This is a genomic window from Pelagicoccus sp. SDUM812003 (assembly GCF_031127815.1).
Lineage (GTDB): Bacteria > Verrucomicrobiota > Verrucomicrobiia > Opitutales > Opitutaceae > Pelagicoccus.
In genome coordinates this window covers 154837-178815 of sequence record NZ_JARXHY010000013.1, presented here as the reverse complement: position 1 = coordinate 178815, position 23979 = coordinate 154837, and the positions used below count along the sequence as shown (strand labels likewise).

The window sequence follows — 23979 nt, the reverse complement described above, 5'->3', positions numbered from 1 at the left end:
CACATGATACAAGCCTCCAGCCCGCTCGAACCTGACTTTCCTAGCCATGCAAAAAAGCGTCCACCCAAACAGCCCATCCGTCAAGAGTATTGGATTGACCCCTTTTTTAACCCCTTTTTTAACCCTTCCTTTTTTAACCCTTTAGGCTGAATTGCCCGCACTCATCTGCAGATCCCGAACGCTCATGCGACTCCTATGTGAGAACAACCGCCAGATTCTCGGCCTTCGGTCCATACGCAGGCGCCCCCAATGCGCCATTTCCTAAATTTCCTTGTAAGGCCCTTCCGAGAAAGCCCATCCTTTCCGGGTGCCAAACCGTAGCGATCGCCAATCACTCCCCAATTCCGACAGATGAACGCCTTCGCCCTTTCCCTGCCCACTATGGCGGCACGGCTGCTTTTCGCCGCGTCCCTAGCCATAGCGACTCTCATTCCCGGTTACGCAAATACGCAACCGGAGAGCACTCTCCGCATGGTGGAGCGACTTGCCTCGCTCGATCGCGAAGTCGATCCCTCGGTCATCATGTTCGTCCCAGACCAGGCCATATCGTTCTTTCGCGAGAGGATCGAGCAAGCGCCCAACCAGAGAGTCGCCCTGAGCCTCAGGCCCCCGTACGCCATGGCGCTGCTCAATAGCGGCGACTCCCAAGGAGCTATCGCAGAGTTTCAGGCCTTCCGCGAAGCCGTTTCCGCGATGGGCATGAGGCCGAATCCCCAAATGGTCGCGGAAATCCTGAAGATTGAGGCCCTCTGCTACCTGCGGCTGGGGGAACAGGAGAACTGCCTGCACAACCACAACGCCGACTCATGCCTCTTTCCCATCAAAGACGGGGGCGTGCACAGTCGCGAGTTTGGCTCGCGCAAAGCGATCGAAAAACTCGAGCAGCTGCTCGAAATAGAGCCCACTCCCTACGCCATCTGGCTACTCAATATCGCCTACATGACGCTCGGAGAGTACCCCGACCAAGTGCCCGCATCCTGGCGTTTGCCTCCCGAAAAGATTCAGTCCGAACAGCAGATCGCTCGTTTTCCCGACGTGGCGGGTCCACTGGGGCTCGATGTGGACGACCTTTCCGGCGGCGTCGTCATGGAGGATTTCGACCAGGACGGCTACCTCGATCTGCTGGCCTCCTCCTGGGGCGAGGGCCGACAACTCCGCTACTTCCGCAACAACGGCGACGGCTCCTTCTCGGAACTGACCGATCAAGCATGGCTCTCCGGCCTCACAGGAGGTCTCAACATGACGCCGGGCGACTACGACAACGACGGCCTAGTAGACGTGCTCGTCTTGCGCGAAGGCTGGCTGGGAAAAGACGGGCGATTCCCCAACTCCCTCTTGCGCAACAACGGCGACAATACCTTCACCGACGTCACCGAGCAATCCGGCTTGCTCAGCTTCCACCCCACCCAAACCGCCACCTGGTTTGATTTCAACAACGACGGATGGCTCGATATCTTCATTGGAAACGAAACCGTGCCCGAATCAGGAGCGGCCGATCCATGCGAACTCTATCGCAACAACGGCGACGGCACCTTCACGGAATGCGCCGCCGAACACGGCCTGGACATCAAGGACTGGATAAAAGGCGTGGTCAGCGGAGACTTCAATAACGACGGACGCCCCGATCTCTACCTATCCTCTCTCGTCGGCCCAAACCGCCTCCTGCGCAACGATGGACCTGCCGACGGCTCCGCCGATCCTCTCGCCCCGTACACCTTCGCCGACGTGGCCGAACAAGCCGGCGTCACCGAGCCGAACAGCAGCTTTCCTTGCTGGTTCTTCGACTACAACAACGATGGATGGCTCGACATCTTCGTCACCGGCTACTCCATCACGGACGCCGGCGACGTGCTAGCGGACTACCTGGGAACCCCGCACGCCGGCGAACGCGCTCGCTTGTATCAGAACAATGGAGACGGTACCTTCAGCGACGTCACTCGAGCAAAAGGTCTCTACAAGGTTCTCCACGCTATGGGCTGCAACTTTGGCGACATCGACAGCGACGGCTGGCTCGATTTCTATGTAGGAACCGGCGATCCGCATCTCGGCACCATCATCCCAAATCGCATGTTCCGCAACGACGCCGCCCGCTCCTTCCTGGAGGTCACGACTTCCGGCGGCTTCGGGCAGCTGCAAAAAGGGCACGGCATCGCCTTCGGAGATCTCAACCAAGACGGAGCTCAAGACATCTACTCCGTCGTAGGAGGCGCCTTCTCGGGCGACAACTACCACAACCAGCTCTTCGCCAATCCCGGGCACCAGAACCATTGGCTGAAACTGAGACTGGAAGGCGTCACCTCCAACCGCATAGCCCTCGGAGCCCGCGTGAAAGCGGTGGTGGACACCCAGGACGGTCCTCGCGAAATCCATCGCGTCGTCAGTAGCGGAGGCAGTTTCGGGGCCTCCCCGTTCCTGCTAGATATCGGCCTCGGCGATGCTGCCTCGCTGCTTCGAATAGAAATCGACTGGCCCGCCAGCGGAAAGACCCAAGTCGTCAATTCACTCCAGCTAGACCGAGCCTATCATATCAGAGAGGACTCGCCCACGCCCCAAGTGCTTCCGCAAAAAAGCTTCTCCTGGCCCTCTCCCGCAGCTCACCAAAGCCACCACCATCACCACTAAGGCCCCTTTCTAGATTCCCTGTGAGCCGAACAAGAGCCCACCTTAGCCCCCTTGCGAACTTCCCATCCCAAGAAAAGCCACTTCGCGAATTCACCCTTCACCACTCAGAATCCACCATTCCCAAATGGCGGAGTACCGAGCCGCAAAAGGCGACACTCATGCAAAGCGGAGAGGAAAGGGATTGATACGCTGAGCTCAGTGCTTCGCCCCAACGCTTAAGTGTTGCCCATCTCCAGTCGCTTCGCTCCTTGCGTCGAACTCCCCTCCGGGTGCCCTCATCCCCGCCTCCACGTAAACACAAAAAACGCCACTACCACGGCGACGTCTTCACTCATGAATAAGAAAGGAGGAGGGATTCGAAGCCCTAATTTTCCGCTGTATTTCATTTCTAATTTCTCTTTATCTCTTTGTTTACGTGCAAGTTGAGAATTCTTCTAGCGAAATTCCCCATACCCATGTCTCCCCAAGGAAATTGGAGTCTGGGCATTTTTTTTGGCAAACGTAGACCTCCCAGCCTCACCCGAAGAGTCGTGAAACTTAAACTGACCCCTGCAACGAGACAGACACTACTTACGCCCTGAAAGCTCGATCTAGATGCTTTTTTTGTCGTGAACTTTCCAGTCCTCACAGTCTTGCTCATCCTGCTGCTCGCGCTTCAGCGCGGGAAGGACGATGCTGGGCGACGAGGATCGGCAGACTGGATATTGTTCTCGTTCCCATGATGTGATCAAAGTTTAAAGTGTGCTTGGGAAACGGCTCGCGCCCTCCCGTCGATTTCGTGAACTCGCCCATAATCCTCATTTCCCAATCTTAAAGGACATTCGAAATAATCATGCAGCTCTTTGAGGGCCCGTTCAATTCGCTTGGTTCCGGCCTCGCAAAGCTATTTGAACGCGTCGAGCTGATGTAGATCGGCGGCCTAGACACTGATTTAAGCAATCCCTCGATAGAGGACAACTGGTCCGCGAAGCCACGAGATCGTATTATCGGCACCGCAAATCCCGCCAATAGCGAGAGCGGTCGAACGCAGCTTGGTGAAGGGGTGCGAGGTCGAAAAGCCATCGGTACTCGCTTCAACGCAAGCCACCGCCGAACCCCTCAGCCAAAGATGAAGGAATCTTTTGTCTGACTCTGAGTCACACGGCGTTCACGGCGCCTCAGGCACAGTCATCCGTCGCCATGGCTAGTCGAGTAGCGTGGATCGTCTTCGTCGTACTCGTGCAGCTTGAGAAACCATTTCTCTGCGGCGAACACCATCGCTAAGCCGATCAGCGATACCCAAACGACCAAAATGTCCGATTGGGCTTTTACCCAGAGGAAAGCTCCCAAAACAACAAGATCGAGAATGATCGCCGAAATCAGAATCCAGCTCTTCGCGTCGACCTCGTCCCGCAAATGCCTGAAAACTCCCCAATGTATGCAAATATCCATTACGATGTAAAAAACAGCACCCAGTGACGCGATGCGACTGAGGTCGAAGAAGACGGTAAGCAGCATCGCCATCGCTACCGTGTAGATCAGAGTATGACGTTGCAGATTTCCAGGCAGGTTGAAATGCCGGTGCGGAACGAGCTGCATCGAGGTTAGCATGGCCAGCATGCGCGACACCGCGAATACGCTCGCGATTACGCCAGATACCGTAGCGACAATGGCAAAGCCCACGGTGGACCAGACCCCAACGTCGCCAAACGCGGGACGGGCCGCTTCCGCGAGCGAGTAGTCCTTCGCCGCGATGATTTCTTGCACCGAGAGATTCGATCCAACCGCCAGAGCGACGACCAGATAAAGAACGGCGCAGAGGGAAATCGAAATAGCGATCGCCCGGCCCACGTTCCTTTCGGCGTCCTTTAGCTCGCCACCGCTATTCGTAATGGTCGTGAACCCCTTATAGCCGAGGATTCCGAGCGCCACGGCTCCAAGAAAGCCAGCGATTCCCGAGCTGCCTTGCGAATCGCCAGCCAAGCTTTCAAACGACCAGCCCGTGGCCCAAAGTCCGCCGATTGCCAAAATCGCTAGGCCCGCGATTTTGACAAACGCTGCGGCGAAAGAAACCGTCTCAATGAACCGGTTACTCAGGATGTTAACAAGAAACGCGAACAAGAGCAGTCCGACCCCGAGCGCGGGAATCAGCCACTCCATCCCGGACGCGTCGAAGGCTCGCAACACGTAAGTTCCGAAGGTACGAGCGACAAGGCTCTCGTTGATGACCATAGAGAAGTACATTAGCAAAGCGCAGGCGCCCGTCATTAGGCCTCGTCCGTACGCCTTCTTCAGAAACATCGCGATCCCGCCCGCCGACGGGTACTTCTGAGCCATTTTCGCGTAGCTGTAGGCGCTGAAGCCCGCGATGACCGCTGCGACCAAGAAGGCCAAGGGGAACCAGCTCCCCGCCAACTCGGCGATCTGACCGGTCAGCGCGAAGATCCCCGCGCCAATCATCACGCCTGTCCCCATGGAGACCGCGCCCAAAAGGCTTAGAGAGCTTTTCCGCTCCCCCGAATCCTTGTTTCCATCGTCCATAAGTACGCTATCCGCTCAAGACCCCCCGATGAATCCGCAAAGTTCATCCGCAGAGCTCTTCCGTCTTCCTCAAAGCACTCAGACACCGACTCAGCGCCGACAAACGCTCAACTTTAGCCACAATAGCCATCAACCGTTCTCGACGATCAAAGTCCCGACCATGCCGCGATCAGCATGCTCCGGCGTGCCGCAAAAGATTTCGTACTCTCCAGGAGATTGCGGAGCCACGATCACCCTTCCCGACCTCTCGCCTGGCTCGACATGGACATGCGTTTCCGGGTGGTTTCGCAGTTGCCACATGTGCACCGTCTTTCCAGCGTTTTCGACTGCGATATACAACCTCTCTCCCGGTTCCGCTTTTACATCTGCCGGGGCGAACGCATAGTCCGTTGCCGTGATCTCGATGCGGCGAGCACCGTCAGGGCCTTGAGCTTCGGAGGTTCCGTGCGGGACCATCTCCTGGTCCCTGTGCCCACTATTCTGATACGCCATTTCACTCTGATGCGCATGCTCTCCACTGTCCGTTTCGCTGTCACGCTGCATGGGGTCGGCACCATCCATGTGACCGCCTTCGCGCATGTGTCCGTTCGAATGTTGCACGCCATGCTCGTGAGCGCTTTCCGAATCGTGGCCGTTGCAACCAGCAATCAGCAGCGACGTCGTTGCGGCTAAAGCAGACAAAGAAATCAGCTTCCAGTTGATCAAGTTCATACGCGCCCCTTTCTCTATTCGGTTTTGATTCAACAAAGCGTTGTCGCATGGGCTGCGCCACAATTCTATGTATCCGCGCAGAGAAGGTCCTAGTCCGAACCCCATGACTGAAGTTAAAGGGCACTGCAGCTCGTTCCCGGACTCGTGAAGTCTTGAGACAAACCAACCCTGCGTCCGCTTGGATGATAGTCTTCTTTGATCCCATTCCCATCGAAACCGCAATATGCAACGGTCCCAATGCACCCAGCAATTCAACGATTCGATCAAAACGATACACGTCGTAGCCGCAAGGCGTTGGAAACAACCGACACCGAGCTCAGCGCCATAGCCGCGCCCGCGATCATCGGGCTGAGCAACACTCCAAAGATTGGATACAGTATTCCCGCCGCTACGGGAACACCGACCGCGTTGTAGACAAAGGCGAAGAACAGATTCTGGCGGATGTTTCGCATAACGGCCCGGCTCAGCCGCAATCCGCCCACGATGCCTCGCAAATCGCCCTTAACGAGCGTCAAGCCAGCGCTCTCGATAGCCACGTCCGTTCCCGTGCCCATCGCTATCCCCACATCAGCGGCAGCGAGGGCGGGCGCGTCGTTGATGCCGTCGCCCGCCATGGCTACGCGATACCCCTTGGCTTGCAGTTCCGTTACGATGCGCTGCTTGTCTTCGGGGGAAACTTCCGCATGGACGGTATCGATGCCAAGCTCGGACGCGACCGCCTTGGCCGTTCGTGGGTTGTCTCCGGTGCACATGACGACCGAGATGCCGAGCTTGTGAAGCGACTCGATTGCCTCTTTGGAGGACTTCTTGATCGGATCCGCGATGGCGATCAAACCAAGCAGGCTGCCGCCCTTTGCCGCCCAGATGATGGTATTGGCTTTGGACTGCAGTTGCTCCGCTTTTTCCACGAGAGATTGAGGAATCTCGATTCCTTCGGCTTCGATGAACGCTCGCTTCCCAACTCGAATCAGATCTCCTTCTAACCGAGCCTGCACACCGCCGCCCGTGGTGCTTTCGAAGTCGTCGACTTTCGAAATATCCAAGCTCTTCGACTTGGCCTTTTCCACGACCGAGCGGGCTAGCGGGTGTTCCGATTGGGATTCAACCGCAGCAGCCAAGCGCAACAACTCGTTCCCTGAAACGTCACCATGCGCCAACAGTTCAACTACAGTGGGCTTTCCTTCCGTGAGCGTTCCAGTTTTGTCGGTAATCAGGTGTGTGACCTTCTCAGCCCGTTCGATCGCTTCCGCATTCTTGACGAGGATGCCGTTTTGGGCACCTTTCCCAACCCCGACCATTATGGACATAGGCGTCGCTAGACCAAGAGCGCACGGGCAAGCGATGATCAGTACTGAAACCGCCACTACAATGGCGTAGGCCATTGCGGGAGATGGGCCGAACAGCGCCCAAATGCCGAACGCGACAAGGGCCACTAGAACAACCGCCGGAACGAAATATCCAGCTACCAAATCCGCCAGCTTTTGGATCGGTGCCCGGCTACGCTGAGCATCCGCGACCATACCGACGATGCGTGAAAGCATCGTCTCTTCGCCCACCGCTTCGGCCTCCATCACAAAACTGCCAGTCTGGTTGACCGTCGCGCCGATCACTTTGTCACCTACAGTCTTTTCTACCGGAACCGGCTCGCCCGTGATCATCGACTCGTCGATAGAGCTTTTCCCCTCCAAGATCGAACCGTCCAACGGGATCTTCTCTCCAGGTCGCACTCGAAGATGATCCCCTTTTTGGATACGGTCGATTTCCACTTCCTCTTCGTCGCCGTCTTCCTTCAGACGGTGGGCGGTCTTCGCTGCGAGATCGAGCAGACTCTGGATCGCTTTCCCCGTCTGGCGACGCGCTCGCGCCTCCAGCCATTGACCGAAAAGGATCAAAACCGTGATCACCGCTCCAGCCTCGAAGTAGAGAGCGACCTCACCATGCATGCGGAAAGAGTCGGGGAAAAGTTGCGGAGCCAAGACCGCGGTCACACTGTAAAGATAGGCCGCGCCAACGCCCAGCATGATCAAGGTGAACATATTGAGGCTGCGATTGACCAGCGAACGCCATCCACGAGCGAAAAACATGCCACCTGCCCACAGAATGACTGGAGAGGCGAAAGCGAGTTCTAGCCACCCCTGTATCCGCGGAGACAGGACACTCTCAAAGGAGAACCCCGGAATCATGCTGTCGAAAGCAAGCAAGAGAACTGGAAGCGTCAGAATCGCAGCCCATACCGTCTTGCGCTTCAGATCGCGAATCTCGCTGTCGTCTTCCTCCTCATCGTCGCCCGGGATGCCCATCGGCTCCAAATCCATGCCGCACTTCGGGCATTCGCCCGGATGATCCTGCTGTACTTCCGGGTGCATCGGACATGTCCAGATCGTTTTTTTCCGAGCCTTATACGACGGATTCCGCTCCAAGCTCATGCCGCATTTCGGGCAGTCGCCTGGCTTGTCGGATTCGACGCCCGAACACATGGGGCAATAGTACTTGGCGCTCGCCGATGGCTTCACGTCTTCGCCATGTGTGTGCTCATGGTGGTGGCAGCAACTGTGATTCTCCGACGAGCTTCCTACCGCCTTGCTGTCTTGCGAGCTCGCGCCCTGCTCGTGTCCATGACTACCAGTTTCTTGGTGTTGCTGCTTTTCGGACACAGGTTCGTGATCATGATGGCAATGGTGGTGATTCGAATCCGCCTTTGGATGAGAGCGGCTTCCAGGATGGTGTTTCATAGACGTTAGACTATCAGTTTTGCCCTTTGCATTGCTTTCAAAGCGCCGGGAAAAACTTTCAAAATCATGGCATCTTCCGCGACTTCGCTGCGATTTTCCGAAATTCGCGTGGGGTCATCCCCGTCTCCTTCTTGAAGGTCGCCGAGAGATGAGCGGAGCTACTGAAGCCGAGCTCGCTGGCAATTTCTGTGATCGATTGCTCGTCGTAAGCAAGCAGCTCCTTAACTCGATCCAGTCTCTGCAAAGTGAAGAACCGTTCGATCGTCACCCCTTGAGACTTCGAGAATACTTTGCTCAAATGACCGTATTCATATTTCAACTCTCGCGACAGATAACTCGACAGATTCTCACCGAGACCGCTCCCGCGATTACTCGCTCGATCCAACAGCAGACGCTTGATCGCCTCCACTGTTTTCGACTGCCGCGTCTCGAGCAAATCGAATCCATGCTGTTTGATTCCCCTCAGGAATGCTGCTCGCTCCTGGGGAGTCAACTTCTTCGGGAAGGTCGCCTGGCCCATTCGAACGTTCTCGACCGTGAGCCCCAAATCAAGCGCAGTCGTTCGCACGACATCGATGCATCGGCGACAAACCATGTTCTTTAAGTGGATCGTTTCCAATGCCCCTTAGTCTCCTTTCCCGTGAGATTTCATTTCACCCGATCCTGTCACATCAGAGTCTTCATGTCCACCATGGGAATGACCGCCCATCATAAGTAGATGGCAAGCGAACATGATCACGAGAAACAGCGTGTAGGTCACTCCTGAACTGACGCCAAACGACGGCAGGACAAAGATCAGCGCTATCGGGACAAGACAGCCAAACAGATGTAATATTCCATGCTTCATAACTACTTAGGTCTTTGAAAACCCGGAACGAAAACGGATACATACTTTTTCCGATAGCATGTTACCTCTCTCAAAAGGGATTCTCACGTGGAGTCACTATCAAGAGTACGCAGAGCTAAGGATCTTCCGGCTAGCGGCATTTTCGTCTCAAGGAGCCAAGCTTCACCTGTTGTATCCCAAAACACATTGCTATCTCTTCAATCGCCGGAGCATGCGGCATCCAATACCATTTGCGCTACCCTGTTCTTGAGCTCGTCGGAACAAACGGCTTCGACCTTAACCTGCGCCTGGCAACCAACCAACCTAAACACGCCGCAGCTCCTTAGGGAGCCTGAGATAACGAATTCTCCGTTACCGGGGAATCAATGCCAGTGAACAAGGCATCCGGCAGCGAGCTGTTCGTCGGAACCATGAATTAGACCGCAAGCTTGCCCTATCGGACTACCCGAGCCGCCGCCATCATCTTCATCGCATTCTTAAGTACCGAGTGGATTTTCGGCAGGTGAGGCAGAGCTCACGCTGAAACGAGGAAACGATTAAATCTCGTGAGAATCGAAAACTAAATGCGATTGCTCCTGATTTCATCCACGGGCTCAGAACCGAAGCAGCGAATTGCCACGTAGCTACAATCACCGCTCGTACGTTTCCAATTAACTATTTAAAAATCAACGTCTTGTGTAAATATCCAAAAAATGGAGACACACAATCGAATCCTAATAAAAACCTGTTAATCAGCACGTTATGGCGGAGAAGGAGGGATTCACCCCTCTAATTTTCCGCTGTTTTTCGTTTCTGACTTCTCTGTATTTCGTTGTTTACGTGAAGGTTGCGAGTTTTGGAAGGGAAATTTAGCAAACCCAAAACTTCCCGAAAAATTGGAGGTCGGACACTTCGAAGGCAATCGAAATGCCTCAAACAATCTCATTTCAAAATTGTCTAAAGAGGATTGGGATGGGCTCGTAGTTCTCAAACTTCTCGAGGGAAAATTTGAAATGTCCAAGTGGGGAGACTCTCATGAACTCGTGCTATTGCAGCAACCGATAGCTATTCCTTGGATACGATTGATCATCATGGTTCGTGTTTTGGGTTTTCACAAATATTCCAATACGTTAAAACCTCAAAGAAATTAGGGATAGAGAACAGCCCCCAAGTCGCGATCAAAGCGCAATCTCAAGTAAAGGCCTTCCCTTCGCGAAAACCAGGCCTCTCTCATTTCTACATCCTCTCGTCCCTCAACCCCCTTTCATTCAACACCCAACACTCAGGCTTGAAACCAGAAGGTTTGAAACCAAAAGCAGGTTGGAATAGCGCCGCGAATGTCCTTGGCCAGCTTGCCGACGAGCGACTTCACCGCGTCAGACTTTGCCACGCAGCCGATCACCACCCCGCGATCGATTGTCGATACCGAGGTCTTCATGGCACGGGTCGATTTGTGGTTGAACAGCGAATACTTGACCTGCGCCGTTATCGAGGCGTCCTCCATGATGGCAGCTACCTTTTCGTCGTTTTCAAACTTTTCCTTAATCGCGATATCGTTCTGCACGGACTTCACCCAGTCGATCTCCTTGGCGTAAATGTCGGTCAGCTCCTTCTGGGCCTCGCTATCGCTCGGTGCCGCTCAATGTCACGACGCCATAGTGAACGGAAACGTCCGTCGAGGTCGCGCCAGATAGCGTTACGTCCCCTTCTTTCGCCCTGGCCACGACATGGTCGCTATCCGCCAAACATCCCTGCGGCCACGTCTTGTCGCGTTCCAAAGTCGGGAAAGACCCCATCGTCCACGCGTTGTAAATCGGCTACGATCCCCGATCGACTCGACGCAAGGCACGCTGAGTAAGCGCAGGCAGCGTCGCTCCATTACCTATGAAAATCCAAGTCAATACAGGTCACAACATCGATGGACGCGAGACCATGGCCGAGCATATTACCTCAGTTGTGGAATCGACGCTGGGGCACCTGACCGAGCATGTCACCCGCGTGGAGGTTCACCTCAGCGACGAAAACAGCGAGAAAGGCGGACAGGACAAGCGCTGCCTGATGGAAGCCCGTCTCGAACGCCACCGGCCCATCGCGGTCAGCGACGAGGCCGAAACAAGCCATCAGGCCATCGCCGGGGCCGCGGAAAAGCTGAAAAAAGCGATCGGCCATCTCATCGACCGTAGCCACCAACACTAGCGCGATGCAGATGCGAGCGAGCCAATCGCGCAATCCTTATAACGTATCCAATAAACTGCGACGCATCGCTTTCGTGGGAGGTTTCGAGCCTCGGCGATGCGGCATCGCGACCTTCACCCGCGACGCCTGCGAAGCCGTCAGCGCCGCCCTGCCGTCAGCGACCTGCTACGCGGGCGCGGTGAACGACCGCAGCGAACGCTACGACTATCCAGAGCGCGTCCGCTTCGAGATCTCGGAAAAGGATCTCGATTCCTATCGCCGGGCCGCCGACTACCTCAATTTCAACAACGCGGATATCCTCTGCGTGCAGCACGAGTTCGGCATCTACGGCGGACCGGCTGGCAGCCATCTGCTCGCCCTCCTGAAAGAGGTTCGCATGCCGGTGGTGAGCACCTTGCACACCATCCTCCAAACGCCGAACCCCGCCCAACGTAGAGTCATGGACGAGCTAGCAAAGCGCTCGGACCGGCTTGTTGTCATGGCGCAAATGGGCGCTCGGATCCTCAACGAAACGTATGGGATCTCCAACGACAAGATAGACATCATTCCACACGGGATTCCCGATACCCCGTTCGCCGATTCCGAAAGCTTCAAAGTGCAGTTCGGCGTCCAGGGCCGCCAGGTCTTGCTCACCTTCGGGCTTCTGGGACCGGGCAAAGGCATCGAGCACGCCATCAAGGCCTTGCCGGAGATCGCAAAGCGCCACCCAAATGTCGTGTATTTGATTCTTGGAGCCACCCATCCGCATTTGGTCGAGGCCGAAGGCGAAACCTACCGGCTCAGACTGGAACGATTGGCGGCCGATCTAGACATGAAGGAGCATGTCATCTTTTATAATCGCTTCGTTTCACCTGAGGATCTGGCGGAATTCATCGGCGCCGCCGACATCTACCTGACTCCCTATTCAAACATGGACCAGATAACCTCCGGCACTTTGGCCTATGTTTACGGAGCGGGAAAGGCGGTCGTGTCCACGCCCTATTGGCACGCTCAGGAACTGTTGGCCGACGGGCGGGGCGCATTGGTCCCGTTCGGCGACCCAAGCGCGATCGCAAAGGCGGCCTGCGACTATCTCGAGGATCCGGACCTCCATGAGAAGACACGCCGCGCCGCCTACCAGCAAGGGCGCTCCATGATTTGGCCCGCCGTCGCGGAACGCTACCTCGACTCGTTTCAGCACGCCCTCTCCGACCGCAAAACCAGCCCGCGGACCGCTTTCGCGGGCTGGACCCTGGCCAACCGGCAATACGATCTGCCGCCGTTGCGCCTCGACCACATCGACCGCATGAGCGACGGCACTGGGATCTTTCAGCACGCAACCTACAACGTGCCGAATTTCGACGAAGGCTATTGCGCCGACGATAACGCCCGCGCCTACATCCTGTGCAATCTGCTCGCCGAGCACGGAAACGAGACCACGCTCAAAACGACCAATAGACTGGCTACCGTGTATCTCGCCTTTTTGTCAGCTGCATTGGATACGAAGTCCGGCCGCTTCCGGAATTTCATGAGCCACACGCGGAATTGGCTCGAAAAGGCCGGAGCCGAGGACAGTCACGCCCGCAGCCTTTGGGCGATGGGAGTCGGAGCCAGCCGCTCCAAGGACCTCGGGCATCGTAGGCTTTGCGCCGAATGCTTCGAACGGGCCCTGCCGCCGACGCTGCAGTTCTCCTCCCCACGCGCCTGGGCATTCGCTCTCTTGGGTATCGAGGAGCTCTTGCCAACCCTAAGCGACGCGGACTACGCGCTGAACGCCAGAACGACTCTAACCGAAAAGCTGGTCGATATCTGGCAACGGTGCTCCACTCCGGATTGGCCTTGGTTCGAATCGAATGTCACCTACGACAACGCCCGGCTCGCCCAAGCCCTCATCCTAAGCGGATACTCGACTCCCGAACCACAGGCGCTCGAAATCGGTCTGAAGTCGCTCCGCTGGCTCGTATCCATTCAATCCACACCGGGTGGATATTTTCGCCCAATCGGCAGCAACGGCTTCTATAAAAAGGACGGAGCCCGGGCAGAATTTGACCAGCAACCCGTCGAAGCCCTTGCCATGATTTCCGCCACCCTCGTCGCCTATCGCGTCACCCAAGAGGAATCATGGTCCCGAGAAGCCCATCGAATCTTTGAGTGGTTTCTAGGCCGCAACGACCTTGGCCTCCCCTTGTACGACTCCGCCACCGGGGGTTGCTGCGATGGACTCCATCCAGACCGCGTGAACCACAACCAGGGCGCCGAATCCACCTTGGCGTTTCACCTAGCCCTAGCGGAAATGAACAACGCCCAACACTTCGTCACGCTCAGCCCCCATTTGTCCGTATGAACGCGCTCCCCGTCCGCCGACACCCCCTCACGCTCACTCCAGACAGTTTGCGCGTCATCATTCGCTCCTTCATTCCGAGCGCTCCTCAAAGCATTTCGAATATCATACGGCGTGTGCTCGCTCTCAGTGAAGACGAGGTTAAGCGCGAGAAGCACGAGTTTCACAACAACTTCGACGGTCGGCACTACGATATCGAAGCCTCCCTGCTCGAGGTCTTCAAGAAGGTGCAGCTACATATTCCCGAGAAACACCAAATCTCTTATGCGAGAAAGATTCTCATAGGAGCGTACTTCTCGGGAGAATACGCCCTCGAGTCCGCCGCTCTCTTCAATCCCTCGATCGTTCCCCATCCAAACCAGGAGGGCCTACCTGAAGGGTCACTGCATTTCGTCATGAGTCTACGAGCAACCGGCGAAGGTCACATCTCGTCCATTGAATTCCGGACCGGGACAATCAGCTCCGACTGTAAAATCAATTTGGATACAGCGTCGCGCTTCGTCGCCGCTTCGAAGATCTCCATCAATCCTCGCTATCTCAAAAACTGCTTCGTCCTCAAACTTCGCGAGATGGGCTACTACAACAGGCACGCCGAGTCGATCTTGGAACCGCTCGCGGACGAATTCACCTTGAGCGAACTGAACGAGATCGTCGGTACCGTCCGCCACGAAAACCAACCAAGCTCGCACGAACTGACGCGCACGCTCGAGTGCATCCAATGGCTAGCGGATTCCAACTACGAGCTGAGCTTCCCCAAGGAGCTCAGCATGAGCGAGCGCATCATATTCCCGTCCACCTCCAACGAAAGCAACGGCATCGAGGACGCGCGCTTCGTGCGCTTCGTCGAAGACGACGGTTCCGAAATGTACTACGCCACCTACACCGCCTTCAACGGACGGGCCATTCTGCCCATGCTGCTCGAGACCGAGGATTTCCTGAACTTCCGCGTCCTCACCCTCAACGGCAACGCCGTGCAGAACAAAGGCATGGCCCTCTTCCCGCGTCGTATCAACGGCCTCTACGCCATGCTTTCACGCCAGGACGACGAGAACATTCTCATCATGTTCTCCGACAATCTCCACTACTGGAACGACCCCGAAGTCCTTTTGCGCCCCGCCGAACCCTGGGAATCCGTCAAGATTGGCAACTGCGGCTCCCCGATCGAAACGGAGGACGGATGGCTGGTGATCACTCACGGCGTGGGGGCTATGCGGAAGTACTGCATCGGAGTCGCCCTTTTCGACCTCGACGATCCCACCATTATCATCGGCCGACTAACCCAACCCCTCCTCTGCGCCGAAGGCATGGAGCGCGAAGGCTACGTCCCGAACGTCGTCTACAGCTGCGGCTCGCTTGTCCACCAAGGCCATCTCATCGTCCCCTACGCTGCCAGCGACCGCAACACCGCCTTCGCCAGCGTGCCTCTCGACGCGCTGATAGCGGCCCTCCGCCAAGGCCATGTCCCGGAATAGCAGTCGAGTCGTCCCTTGAAAAATACCGCAGGCTTCGCCGTCCAGTCCCACTAAACGTTCGCGTCAGAAAGCGGTCTACAATCACACGGGTATCCAAAACAATGGAAACAGGAGAACGATTCAACAGCATCACTCATATCATCGGCGCCGCCCTGGCGCTGTGCGGCCTCGCCGTTTTGGTTACGTTCGCCTCCCTGCAAGGAGACCCTTGGAAGATCGTCAGTTTCAGTGTCTACGGCGTTACCTTGCTGCTTCTCTACACCGCTTCGGCGCTCTACCATAGCCTCAACGCCGGACCCGCCAAAAACCTGTTCCAAACCGTCGACCACATTTCGATCTACCTTCTAATCGCCGGCACCTACACCCCTTTCACGCTGGTGGCGCTGCGCGGCCCTTGGGGCTGGTCGCTCTTTGGCTCTGTCTGGTTACTTGCCCTAATTGGAATCGCCTTGGAACTTCGCCCAATTGCCAAAAGCCGCGCCCCATCCGTCGCCATCTATCTTTTCATGGGCTGGCTGATCCTCGTCGCCATCAATCCGCTACTCGCAGTTCTGCCCGGCGCTGGTGTTTTCTGGCTAATCCTAGGAGGTTCACTGTACTCCGTCGGCGTCATCTTCTACGTATTCTCTCATCGGATACGCCACTTCCATGGCATCTGGCATCTCTTCGTCCTCGCTGGCAGCATCAGTCACTTCTGGGCCATTATATTCTACGTCAATTCGCCCGTCAGCTTCGGAGCCGGAGGCGAGGCGGCAATATAGGCAGCCGAACTACGGTCCCCTAAGGAATCTAACACCGGCAGGCGGGTAAAACCCCATAGAGGTTTTTCTCTCGCTGGTCTAGATTCGGCTCCCGACGCACGGAATCCGAAATCCACTCTGCCAATGCAATTGGGAAAATCAAAAATAGAACGACCTTCGAGTCGCGCTGACGCGCTGCATTCGCTGCTGAAACTGGTGTGCGAGCTCACCGGCATGAACGCGGCGCTGATCGCCCGCAAAACCGAGAACGAATGGAGAGCCTACGCCGCGCACGAGTGCGAACAGATCGGCATATCTCCAGGCGACACCTTGAGACTAGGCCAGACGAGCTTCGGAACAAACGGTGATTCGTGGGCAACGGTTTTCGGCGAATCGATGCCAAGGGATATGCTGCCGTCTCACCTCACGGAACGTAGAAGCGAACGCCGCAGTTACCTGCTCGTTCCTCTCTTCCGAGCAAACGGAAGCGTTACCGAAGCCATCTGCGCTTTCGACGGCAATGCCGCCGCCCTCGAACCGCGCATCGACGCCTGCCTCACTGTCGTGGCGAATCTCGTCGCCCTCCAGCTCCGTGAGGAAAACACGTTTCTGACTTTGAAGACGACGCTAACGCGCGAGCGGGCCAACAGCCAATCGCGAGAGGAGTTCATCGCCGTTCTGGGCCACGATCTGCGAAGCCCGCTAAACGGGATCAAGGGCGCCACAGAAGTCATCGCTCAATCGGACACGACGCTCAGCCACTCCGACATGATCGAGGTGATACGCGACAGCTGCACACAAATATCGTGTCTCATCGAGGACGTGCTCGACTTCGCTCGAGGTCAGCTCGGCTCGGGAATTCCACTGTCAAAGGGACCCGCCTTAGACCTGTCGCTTTTGGTCGCTATATCCGTCTCCGAACTACGCGTTGCCTATCCGAACCGGCAAGTCGTTCTGCGCAGCGTCGGGAATCTCTCAGCCCGCGTCGACGAGGTTCGCTTTCGCCAATTGCTGTCCAACCTGATCGGCAACGCCCTGAAGCATAGCCCCCTCGAAACACCCGTAGAGGTGAAGCTCGACAGCGGGGGAAACACGATACGCATCACGATTACCAACCAAGGCCCACCGATGTCGCCCCAGACCCTGAAAGAACTGTTCACGCCCTTCGCTCGAGGCGGCCATAGCGGGTCCAAATCGGGCCTCGGGCTCGGCCTGTATATCGCGGCCGAAATCGCCCGGGCCCACGGCGGCAGCGTCGAGGCGCGTTGCGACGACGCCGGCACCACCTTCACCGCATATCTGCCCAACGCGCTCGACTCCTAGCGATCGGCGGAAGCGAAAACGCGATCGAGCAACAACCCCCAGCATACGAGCGATTGCCACGGCCAATACCACCGCAACCCCCGAGTTAGGCACCTCCCGGTCTGTTCAGCACGAGATTCTTGACGGATTGCCTCACTATTCGCCTGCCGCTCGCGCGTCGCGGTGCGATATGTGAGAGCGTCTATAGTTTGGTTTTCTGGATACACTATTTCACTTTTTCGCGACTGCTACTTTTGGTATTCGCGGTAGCCGAGCTGACGGATCATTTCCTGTCGCCCTATCTGGATCCGGCCTTGAGGTAGATGCTCGAGGTAGCGCAATGCCCCATAGCCAAGGGGCTGCAGACAAGGTATAATTTGGCCGAATGAGTGCGCCCCACGCCCAGATTTCAACGAAGCGTACCTATTACTCTAACTCGTATCCTTACGTTAACTACAGGCACTTCCAAGCTCCATCCAACTAAACTTATGAATACACACACGCACGAAGAAATCTCCCAGCAAGCCGAACAACTCTGGCGTAGCCAAGGATGCCCCGAAGGGCACGACACTGAAATCTGGCTCGAAGCAGAGCGGAACTTGAGCGAGGGCAAAAATCTGCCTTCAAGCCCCGAGCCGGATAAAACGGCCAACCAAGCGGCGGCAAAGAAGGAACGTGCCCGCGCCCCGCAGGTCGCGCAATACGAGGCCCCCAAGTCCAAGCCCGCCGAACTGGGCAAGCCCCTCTGGCCCCAGCCGCAATCGTCGTAAGGCTGACCCGCGTCGGGCCTAAACAAGTTCATCAAATTGAAATCCACCTCTTTTGATATGGAGCAAACCCATACTACAAACCGCCGTTTCGTTCTCGCGGAGCGACCGAAAGGAGAGCCGACGGAACGCACCTTGAAGCTCGAAACAGTAGACGTCCCTTCGCCTCGCGATGGCGAGATGCTATTGCGCACGGAATTCCTTTCCCTCGATCCCTACATGCGCGGCCGGATGAGCGACGTTCCGTCCTACGCCCCGCCGGTCGAAATTGGCGACGTCATGGTGGGAGGAACCGTTGCCCAGGTGGAGCTTTCCAGTCTCGATGGATTCAAGAAAGGGGATTGGGTTCTCAGCGCAAACGGCTGGCAAGACTACGCCTTATCAAACGGTGAAGGAGTCACTTCCCTTGGCAGTGATCCGGAGCATCCGTCCTGGGCCCTGGGCGTGTCTGGGATGCCGGGATTCACGGCGTGGGCCGGACTCACCAAAATTGGCCTGCCCAAAGCTGGGGAAACGCTAGTGGTGGCCGCCGCGACCGGACCTGTGGGGGCCACGGTCGGCCAGATTGGAAAAATTCTCGGATGCACGGTGGTCGGCATCGCAGGCGGGTCGGAGAAATGTGAATACGCGCTTAAGACGCTTGGGTTCGATGCTTGCCTGGACCACCACTCCGCTAACTTCAGCAAGGAGCTGGCTGCGGCGACACCCGATGGAATCGATATCTATTTCGAGAGCGTTGGTGGCAAGGTCTTCGACGCCGTTCTGCCGCAACTCAATACCGGCGCCCGCATCCCCGTTTGCGGCCTGGTCTCGCAATACAACGCCACCAGCCTTCCTGAAGGTCCGGATCGACTGAGCTACCTGATGGGTCAGATTCTACGCAAACGAATCACCCTGCGTGGCTTCATCATCTTCGAGGACTTCGGGCCATTGTATTCAGAATTCTCGGATGAAATGCGAGCATGGCTCAAGTCAGGTAAAATCCACTACCGCGAGGAAATCGTGGATGGATTGGAACAAGCGCCCGCCACTTTCATCGGTATGCTAAAGGGCGACAACTTCGGCAAATGCGTTATCCGCGTCGGCCCCTCCACCAGAACGAAATAATAACCACATGAAAGTTCTCATCATTCTCACTTCGCACGACAAGCTGGGCGACACCGGCAAAAAGACCGGCTTCTGGCTGGAGGAGTTTGCCGCTCCCTACTACGTTCTTCTCGATGCCGGCGCCGAAATCACCTTGGCATCCCCGGCCGGAGGGCAACCGCCGCTCGATCCGCAGAGCGACGTGCCCGATGCGCAAACCGAGGCCACCAAGCGCTTCAAAAAAGACGATGCGGCGCAGCGCGCGCTGGCAACCACGACGAAGCTTGCGAAGATCGATAGCAACGACTTTGACGCGGTCTTTTACCCAGGCGGGCATGGTCCGCTATGGGATCTGGCGGAGAACGCCGACAGCCAGCGCATCATCAAAGAATGCTTCGCAGCGGGTCGTCCTATCGCCGCGGTGTGCCACGCTCCGGCCATCTTTAAGCACACGAAAGCGGACGACGAAATGTCGTTGATCTCAGGCCGCCGCGTGACAGGATTTTCGAATACGGAGGAAGAGGCCGTTGGCCTTACGAAAGTCGTTCCCTTTCTCCTCGAGGACCTGCTCAAAGCCAATGGGGGGCTCTATGAAAAAGGTCCGGATTGGGGTTCCTATGTGGTCGTCGATGGCAATCTCGTAACCGGACAAAATCCCGCTTCCTCAGAAGCGGCCGCCAAGGCCCTGCTAAAGCTTCTAAACCGACAATATGATTAACAACCATCAAATCTCTATGAAACTCATTCCTAAGGATAAAGCGCCAAGTCTTACAGTTCCACGTATGGGAGGCGGCAATTGGTCACTCGCTAATCAGCGGCCGGAAACCTTTCTATTGCTGATCTTTTATCGCGGCCACCATTGCCCGATCTGCAAGACCTATCTAGAGAAGCTAAACGACCTTCTTGGCGATGCCTCGAAGCAGGGCATCACCGTCTTTGTCGCCTCCGGAGACACGGAAGAGCGTGCCCGCAAGAGTTGGGACGAATGGAAGATCGACGACATCGACCTGGGGTACGGTATGACCGTTGCTCAGATGGATGAATGGGGTCTTTATATATCGTCCGCGATCGCGGAGGAAGAGCCCTCTGTATTCGGAGAGCCAGGACTTTTCCTGATCAAGCCTGATCATACGATATATTACGGTGCCTACAACTCGATGCCGATGGGTCGTCCCAATATAAACGAAGTCATCGAGTTCGTGAAGTTCATACGCAAAGAGGACTATCCCGCAAGAGGGGAGAAATCAATTGAAACCAAACTCGAAGGGTCGCTGGCCATATCGAATTGAATAGGATCCTCGATAGGAGCAAAGGAAGCGCACTCGACCGACACGGCGAAAAATGAATCAGTTAAATCCGGCGAGCCGATTCCCCTGGTAAAGACAGGACGTCAGCTGTGTTTCTCCCTCCAAGCCATCACCGATCGAAACGAAAGAGCCGGGCATCGGGATGCTTCTTTCCCTGAATGGCGTCCCTGACGATTTCGGCGGCGATAACGCTATAGGAGATACCGTTACTCCCGAAACCGAGAGTGAAAAAGCAACGCGGCAATTCGGGAACAGAACCGATATAGGCCAAACCATCCTTTGTCTCCCCGAAGGTGCCCGCCCAGGCATAGGCGGGGTCAAAATCGATCGCCGGAAACATCTCGCGGAATCGTTTTTCCAGCTTCGCGGCCTTTTTTCTAACACTGGCATCCCGGCGAATGGGGTCCCGGTAGTTTGCGTCCTCACCGCCTACGATCGCCCGTCCATCCACCGTAGTCCGCATGTAGAAATAAGGACGCGCCGTCTCCCAGAGAAGGCACGTTTCCCACCAGCCAGTAAAGGCCTCGATGGGTTCGCTGACGAAGGCGAACGAGGAATTCAAGTTGACGATGTCACGCTTGAGAAGCTCCACGACTTCGTAACCGGTGGCGAAGACGATCCATTTCGCTCGCACGGTCTCAACGGTCTCCGTGGTTGCGGTCACGCCCTTTGGGCTTACCTTATAAGACTTCATCGCCGTGCGGTCGAAGATTCGGCTACCCATCTCCTGCGCGCGCTGAAGGAGGCGGTGCGTGAGCCGGTAAACATCGACTTCGGCCGCCACCATCGAGAGCAGAGCGGCGGGACGGGAAAAGGAAAAACGCGCCTCTACATCCGCCTGCGAGAGAAAGTCCAGCTCGATTCCCGCCGCCCGGCGAGCCGCATACTCCGCCTGCAGGTCTGGCACGTCTTTCTGCCGTGAAGCCAAATAGACACTCGATTTCCAGGTAAATCCGCACGGGTCGCCGATCTCGTCGCACAGGGTTGCGATCTTGCCGATGCTCTCCAGACATACCTGATAGGCCCGTTCGGCATCGGCTTTGCCCATGCGTTCGATCAATTCGGTCAGCGGCGTGTCGATCTCGTATTGAAGCATCGCCGTGCTCGCGCTGGTGCTGCCGCTGGCCACATCGCGCTTGTCCAAAACAGCAACATCCACTCCTGCTTTGGCCAGATGATAAGCGCACAGCGCTCCCGTGATTCCGGCTCCCAGGACAAGAACCTCACATTTCAGGTTCGTCTTGAGCGAGGGATAAGATCGAATGAGACCGCTATTGAGCGGCCAGAAAGGGTGGTCGGAAATCAGATCCATTGCAGTGGTTTTTCGATAGCGAACTCGGCAAGGACTGAGGTGGTGATTTTCCACTTGTCCTAGGTTCGTGGATACGTCGCTAAATCGCCATTGAGAGTTACCCTAGCGAGCGTTAAGCTCGGGATGAGAATAAATCCTCCGCAATCCTGACTCTCTTGGAGTGCGGACCTTTTAGGCCAATCAAGTCCAGCGGTGCCTCGCTATTCATCAGACTTCCCTTCTTCGATGGCCTTCGCGGCTTCCTTTTTATCACCGGCGTCCGGCTCGGGTTCTTCGTTCACAACGGAAGCGGCGGGATCATAGTCGAAAACCGCGAGCATGGGAAAATGGTCGGATCCGATGTCCGGAAGGCGCCGCAGCTCAACGAGGAGAAAATGCTCGGACGCGAACACGTGATCGAGAGGATAGCGCATGAGGCGGCTCCTGGTGTCAAAGGTGTTGAAGTAGCCCCGGCCCACCCGCGGGTCGATCAATCCTCCGATCCGCTGAAAAAGATGCGTGGTGTGCGACCAGGCCACGTCGTTGAAATCGCCTGCGACAATGACGGGTACGTTTCCGAGTTTGTTGATCTCTTTGCCTACCGTTATCAACTCGGCGTCACGCATATCGGAATCTTCGCGCTCGCCGTTTTCGTCCTCACCCGCTTGTTCTTCGGTTCCGTTGTCCTTCGCTTCGTCGGAACGTTTGAGACCGGGCGGGCGAGGATGCAAACAATAGAAGGTTATGACGGTTCCCGACCGGAGCCGTACTTGCGCGCGAATCGACGGAATCTCCGGCTCGATCAAAAACCGGATCTCCTGATTTTCCATTTCCAGTCTGGAGTAAAGCAACATCCCGTATTGATTCTCCTGAGGCTGAAGTAGCGTGTAAGGATAATCCTTTTCCAAGCCGTCGAGCTGTTCAAGCCACCACTGGGTCGGTTCGTTTAGCAAGATAACGTCGGGATCATTGTCGCGAATGATATCGCGCAGCGCGTCCACTTGGCGGTTATCGGAGAGCACGTTGAAGACTAGGAGTGATATGCGATTAGAGTCCTTCTCGGCAAGGCTTCCAGCCATTTCGCGGGGATAAAGCGCCGTGTAAGGAATAATGCAATACAGCTGCCAGACCAAGCCCAATCCAAGCAACGCGGGAAGCGTGTATTCCCAAGGGTGCATTGACCCAAAAAATCGCAGCGCAACGTATCCAGCCAACGTCAACCCCATCAGTACGGCAATCTGGATACGTGGAAAATCCAAAATGCGTATCCACCAGGAGTCGCTACGAATCAATGGTATAACGGTCGCGATGACCAACACCAATGAGAGCAAGCCCGCAATGAGGCGGCAAAAATACAGGAGGGCGTTCACTACTTCAAAGGAGTTCATCTGACAGGTTCACTGGGCGGCGGCGTCCGTTGAGCACCCGATGGAGGAGAGCGAGAAGGCTAGCCCGATAATCGAGGCTTTCCATCCCGCCGATTCTCCCACCGCGCGCCAAGAAACCTCAACGCCCTGCGCCTGCCGGTTCGCTAATTGCCTCAGCGTTGCACTTGGAGTGCGCGAGTTCGTTGAGTGACTTGTTTGCGGCTTTTTCCTCTTTCAGAATGCTCTTGAGTAGAGAGGCGGCTTTCTTGCTGCCAAGCAATTCGGCCCATTCGTGCAGGCAGCCGTAGGTGGCTATCTCGTAATGTTCCACCTTTTGAGTAGCCGCAATGAGGGCGGCATTGACGGCTGGCGAGCCTTTGTATTCCGCCGCGATGTCGTCGCATTCCTTCAACAGACCGACGGTGGCCTCGCACGTTTTTCCCCGCGCCTTTTTGTCGAAGCAGGCGAAGACCTCTTCGAGTTTCTCCACGTGGCCTTCGGTTTCCTTCAAATGCGTTTGAAAGGCACCACGAAGATGTTCGCAAGTGGTAGCCTTGGTCACTTTGGGCAGTGCTTTCACAATGCGTTTTTCGGCGTCATAGATGTCGGCTAGTTCGTCCAGAAATAGATTCTCAAGTGTTTTCATGATTTCTTTTATTAGTCATTGAAGTGTTTGAAAAATCCCCCTCGGCCGGGCTTACCGACTAGGAGGGGGATGTT

General features: G+C 56.2%; 18 protein-coding genes. 10 read left to right on the top strand and 8 right to left on the bottom strand.

Features of this window, described 5'->3' with window-relative positions:
• Positions 1–351: 351 nt before the first annotated feature.
• On the top strand, positions 352–2622 hold the full coding sequence (locus tag QEH54_RS17115; protein ID WP_309019929.1) for an FG-GAP-like repeat-containing protein: 2271 nt from the start codon (positions 352–354) through the stop codon (positions 2620–2622).
• A 1167-nt stretch (positions 2623–3789) separates the two neighbouring features.
• Here QEH54_RS17115 and QEH54_RS17110 read toward each other — a convergent pair.
• The 5 genes from QEH54_RS17110 to QEH54_RS17090 all read right to left on the bottom strand — a co-directional run bounded on the left by QEH54_RS17110 (position 3790) and on the right by QEH54_RS17090 (position 10975).
• A complete protein-coding gene (locus tag QEH54_RS17110; protein ID WP_309019928.1) occupies positions 3790–5142 on the bottom strand; it encodes an APC family permease in 1353 nt (450 codons plus the stop codon).
• A gap of 129 nt (positions 5143–5271) precedes the next feature.
• The gene (locus tag QEH54_RS17105) at positions 5272–5853 is read right to left on the bottom strand and encodes a cupredoxin domain-containing protein (RefSeq protein ID WP_309019927.1); all 582 of its coding nucleotides are present in this window, start codon (positions 5851–5853) and stop codon (positions 5272–5274) included.
• Positions 5854–6116: 263 nt separating this feature from the next.
• Positions 6117–8585 carry a copper-translocating P-type ATPase gene (locus QEH54_RS17100; RefSeq protein WP_309019926.1) on the bottom strand — a complete coding sequence of 823 codons (2469 nt, stop codon included), beginning with the start codon at positions 8583–8585 and terminating at the stop codon, positions 6117–6119.
• 64 nt (positions 8586–8649) lie between these two features.
• On the bottom strand, positions 8650–9180 hold the full coding sequence (locus QEH54_RS17095; RefSeq protein ID WP_309019925.1) for an AraC family transcriptional regulator: 531 nt from the start codon (positions 9178–9180) through the stop codon (positions 8650–8652).
• A 1513-nt stretch (positions 9181–10693) separates the two neighbouring features.
• Positions 10694–10975, bottom strand: coding sequence for a hypothetical protein (locus QEH54_RS17090; protein WP_309019924.1), 282 nt, complete (start codon positions 10973–10975; stop codon positions 10694–10696).
• 320 nt (positions 10976–11295) lie between these two features.
• Here QEH54_RS17090 and QEH54_RS17085 point away from each other — a divergent pair, with 320 nt between their 5' ends.
• The 9 genes from QEH54_RS17085 (at position 11296) to QEH54_RS17045 (ending at position 20583) form a co-directional block, all read left to right on the top strand.
• Positions 11296–11607, top strand: a complete 312-nt coding sequence (locus QEH54_RS17085) for an HPF/RaiA family ribosome-associated protein (RefSeq protein ID WP_309019923.1) — start codon at positions 11296–11298, stop codon at positions 11605–11607.
• A gap of 4 nt (positions 11608–11611) precedes the next feature.
• Entirely contained in the window at positions 11612–13930 is a 2319-nt protein-coding gene (locus tag QEH54_RS17080; RefSeq protein ID WP_309019922.1) for a glycosyltransferase family 4 protein, read from the top strand.
• A complete protein-coding gene (locus QEH54_RS17075) occupies positions 13927–15399 on the top strand; it encodes a glycoside hydrolase family 130 protein (protein ID WP_309019921.1) in 1473 nt (490 codons plus the stop codon). Before QEH54_RS17080 ends, QEH54_RS17075 begins: the two co-directional genes overlap by 4 nt.
• Before the next feature lie 101 nt (positions 15400–15500).
• On the top strand, positions 15501–16160 hold the full coding sequence (locus QEH54_RS17070) for a hemolysin III family protein (protein ID WP_309019920.1): 660 nt from the start codon (positions 15501–15503) through the stop codon (positions 16158–16160).
• 123 nt (positions 16161–16283) lie between these two features.
• Positions 16284–17462, top strand: a complete 1179-nt coding sequence (locus QEH54_RS17065) for a HAMP domain-containing sensor histidine kinase (RefSeq protein WP_309019919.1) — start codon at positions 16284–16286, stop codon at positions 17460–17462.
• 467 nt (positions 17463–17929) lie between these two features.
• Positions 17930–18211 carry a DUF2934 domain-containing protein gene (locus QEH54_RS17060; protein ID WP_309019918.1) on the top strand — a complete coding sequence of 94 codons (282 nt, stop codon included), beginning with the start codon at positions 17930–17932 and terminating at the stop codon, positions 18209–18211.
• Between the two features lie 57 nt (positions 18212–18268).
• Positions 18269–19315, top strand: coding sequence for an NADP-dependent oxidoreductase (locus QEH54_RS17055; RefSeq protein ID WP_345785671.1), 1047 nt, complete (start codon positions 18269–18271; stop codon positions 19313–19315).
• Between the two features lie 7 nt (positions 19316–19322).
• Positions 19323–20012, top strand: a complete 690-nt coding sequence (locus QEH54_RS17050; RefSeq protein ID WP_309019916.1) for a type 1 glutamine amidotransferase domain-containing protein — start codon at positions 19323–19325, stop codon at positions 20010–20012.
• A 16-nt stretch (positions 20013–20028) separates the two neighbouring features.
• Complete coding sequence (locus QEH54_RS17045) at positions 20029–20583, top strand: redoxin domain-containing protein (RefSeq protein ID WP_309019915.1); 555 nt, start codon at positions 20029–20031, stop codon at positions 20581–20583.
• Positions 20584–20710: 127 nt separating this feature from the next.
• On the opposite strand, the gene QEH54_RS17040 is transcribed toward QEH54_RS17045, so the two are convergent.
• The 3 genes from QEH54_RS17040 to QEH54_RS17030 form a co-directional block, all read right to left on the bottom strand.
• Positions 20711–21913 (bottom strand): FAD-dependent oxidoreductase, encoded by a 1203-nt coding sequence (locus QEH54_RS17040; RefSeq protein ID WP_309019914.1) that lies wholly within the window; start codon positions 21911–21913, stop codon positions 20711–20713.
• Positions 21914–22113: 200 nt separating this feature from the next.
• Positions 22114–23280, bottom strand: a complete 1167-nt coding sequence (locus QEH54_RS17035) for an endonuclease/exonuclease/phosphatase family protein (RefSeq protein ID WP_309019913.1) — start codon at positions 23278–23280, stop codon at positions 22114–22116.
• Positions 23281–23398: 118 nt separating this feature from the next.
• Positions 23399–23905 carry a ferritin-like domain-containing protein gene (locus tag QEH54_RS17030; RefSeq protein WP_309019912.1) on the bottom strand — a complete coding sequence of 169 codons (507 nt, stop codon included), beginning with the start codon at positions 23903–23905 and terminating at the stop codon, positions 23399–23401.
• Between the last annotated feature and the right edge of the window lie 74 nt (positions 23906–23979).

Coding starts and splice junctions, on each gene's coding strand:
- QEH54_RS17075 (WP_309019921.1), top strand. CDS start 13,927: ATGAACGCGCTCCCCGTCCGCCGACACCCCCTCACGCTCACTCCAGAC.
- QEH54_RS17055 (WP_345785671.1), top strand. CDS start 18,269: ATGGAGCAAACCCATACTACAAACCGCCGTTTCGTTCTCGCGGAGCGA.
- QEH54_RS17050 (WP_309019916.1), top strand. CDS start 19,323: ATGAAAGTTCTCATCATTCTCACTTCGCACGACAAGCTGGGCGACACC.
- QEH54_RS17035 (WP_309019913.1), bottom strand. CDS start 23,280: ATGAACTCCTTTGAAGTAGTGAACGCCCTCCTGTATTTTTGCCGCCTC.
- QEH54_RS17030 (WP_309019912.1), bottom strand. CDS start 23,905: ATGAAAACACTTGAGAATCTATTTCTGGACGAACTAGCCGACATCTAT.
- QEH54_RS17065 (WP_309019919.1), top strand. CDS start 16,284: ATGCAATTGGGAAAATCAAAAATAGAACGACCTTCGAGTCGCGCTGAC.
- QEH54_RS17105 (WP_309019927.1), bottom strand. CDS start 5,853: ATGAACTTGATCAACTGGAAGCTGATTTCTTTGTCTGCTTTAGCCGCA.
- QEH54_RS17045 (WP_309019915.1), top strand. CDS start 20,029: ATGAAACTCATTCCTAAGGATAAAGCGCCAAGTCTTACAGTTCCACGT.
- QEH54_RS17070 (WP_309019920.1), top strand. CDS start 15,501: ATGGAAACAGGAGAACGATTCAACAGCATCACTCATATCATCGGCGCC.
- QEH54_RS17115 (WP_309019929.1), top strand. CDS start 352: ATGAACGCCTTCGCCCTTTCCCTGCCCACTATGGCGGCACGGCTGCTT.
- QEH54_RS17095 (WP_309019925.1), bottom strand. CDS start 9,180: ATGGTTTGTCGCCGATGCATCGATGTCGTGCGAACGACTGCGCTTGAT.
- QEH54_RS17100 (WP_309019926.1), bottom strand. CDS start 8,585: ATGAAACACCATCCTGGAAGCCGCTCTCATCCAAAGGCGGATTCGAAT.
- QEH54_RS17080 (WP_309019922.1), top strand. CDS start 11,612: ATGCAGATGCGAGCGAGCCAATCGCGCAATCCTTATAACGTATCCAAT.
- QEH54_RS17060 (WP_309019918.1), top strand. CDS start 17,930: ATGAATACACACACGCACGAAGAAATCTCCCAGCAAGCCGAACAACTC.
- QEH54_RS17040 (WP_309019914.1), bottom strand. CDS start 21,913: ATGGATCTGATTTCCGACCACCCTTTCTGGCCGCTCAATAGCGGTCTC.
- QEH54_RS17110 (WP_309019928.1), bottom strand. CDS start 5,142: ATGGACGATGGAAACAAGGATTCGGGGGAGCGGAAAAGCTCTCTAAGC.
- QEH54_RS17085 (WP_309019923.1), top strand. CDS start 11,296: ATGAAAATCCAAGTCAATACAGGTCACAACATCGATGGACGCGAGACC.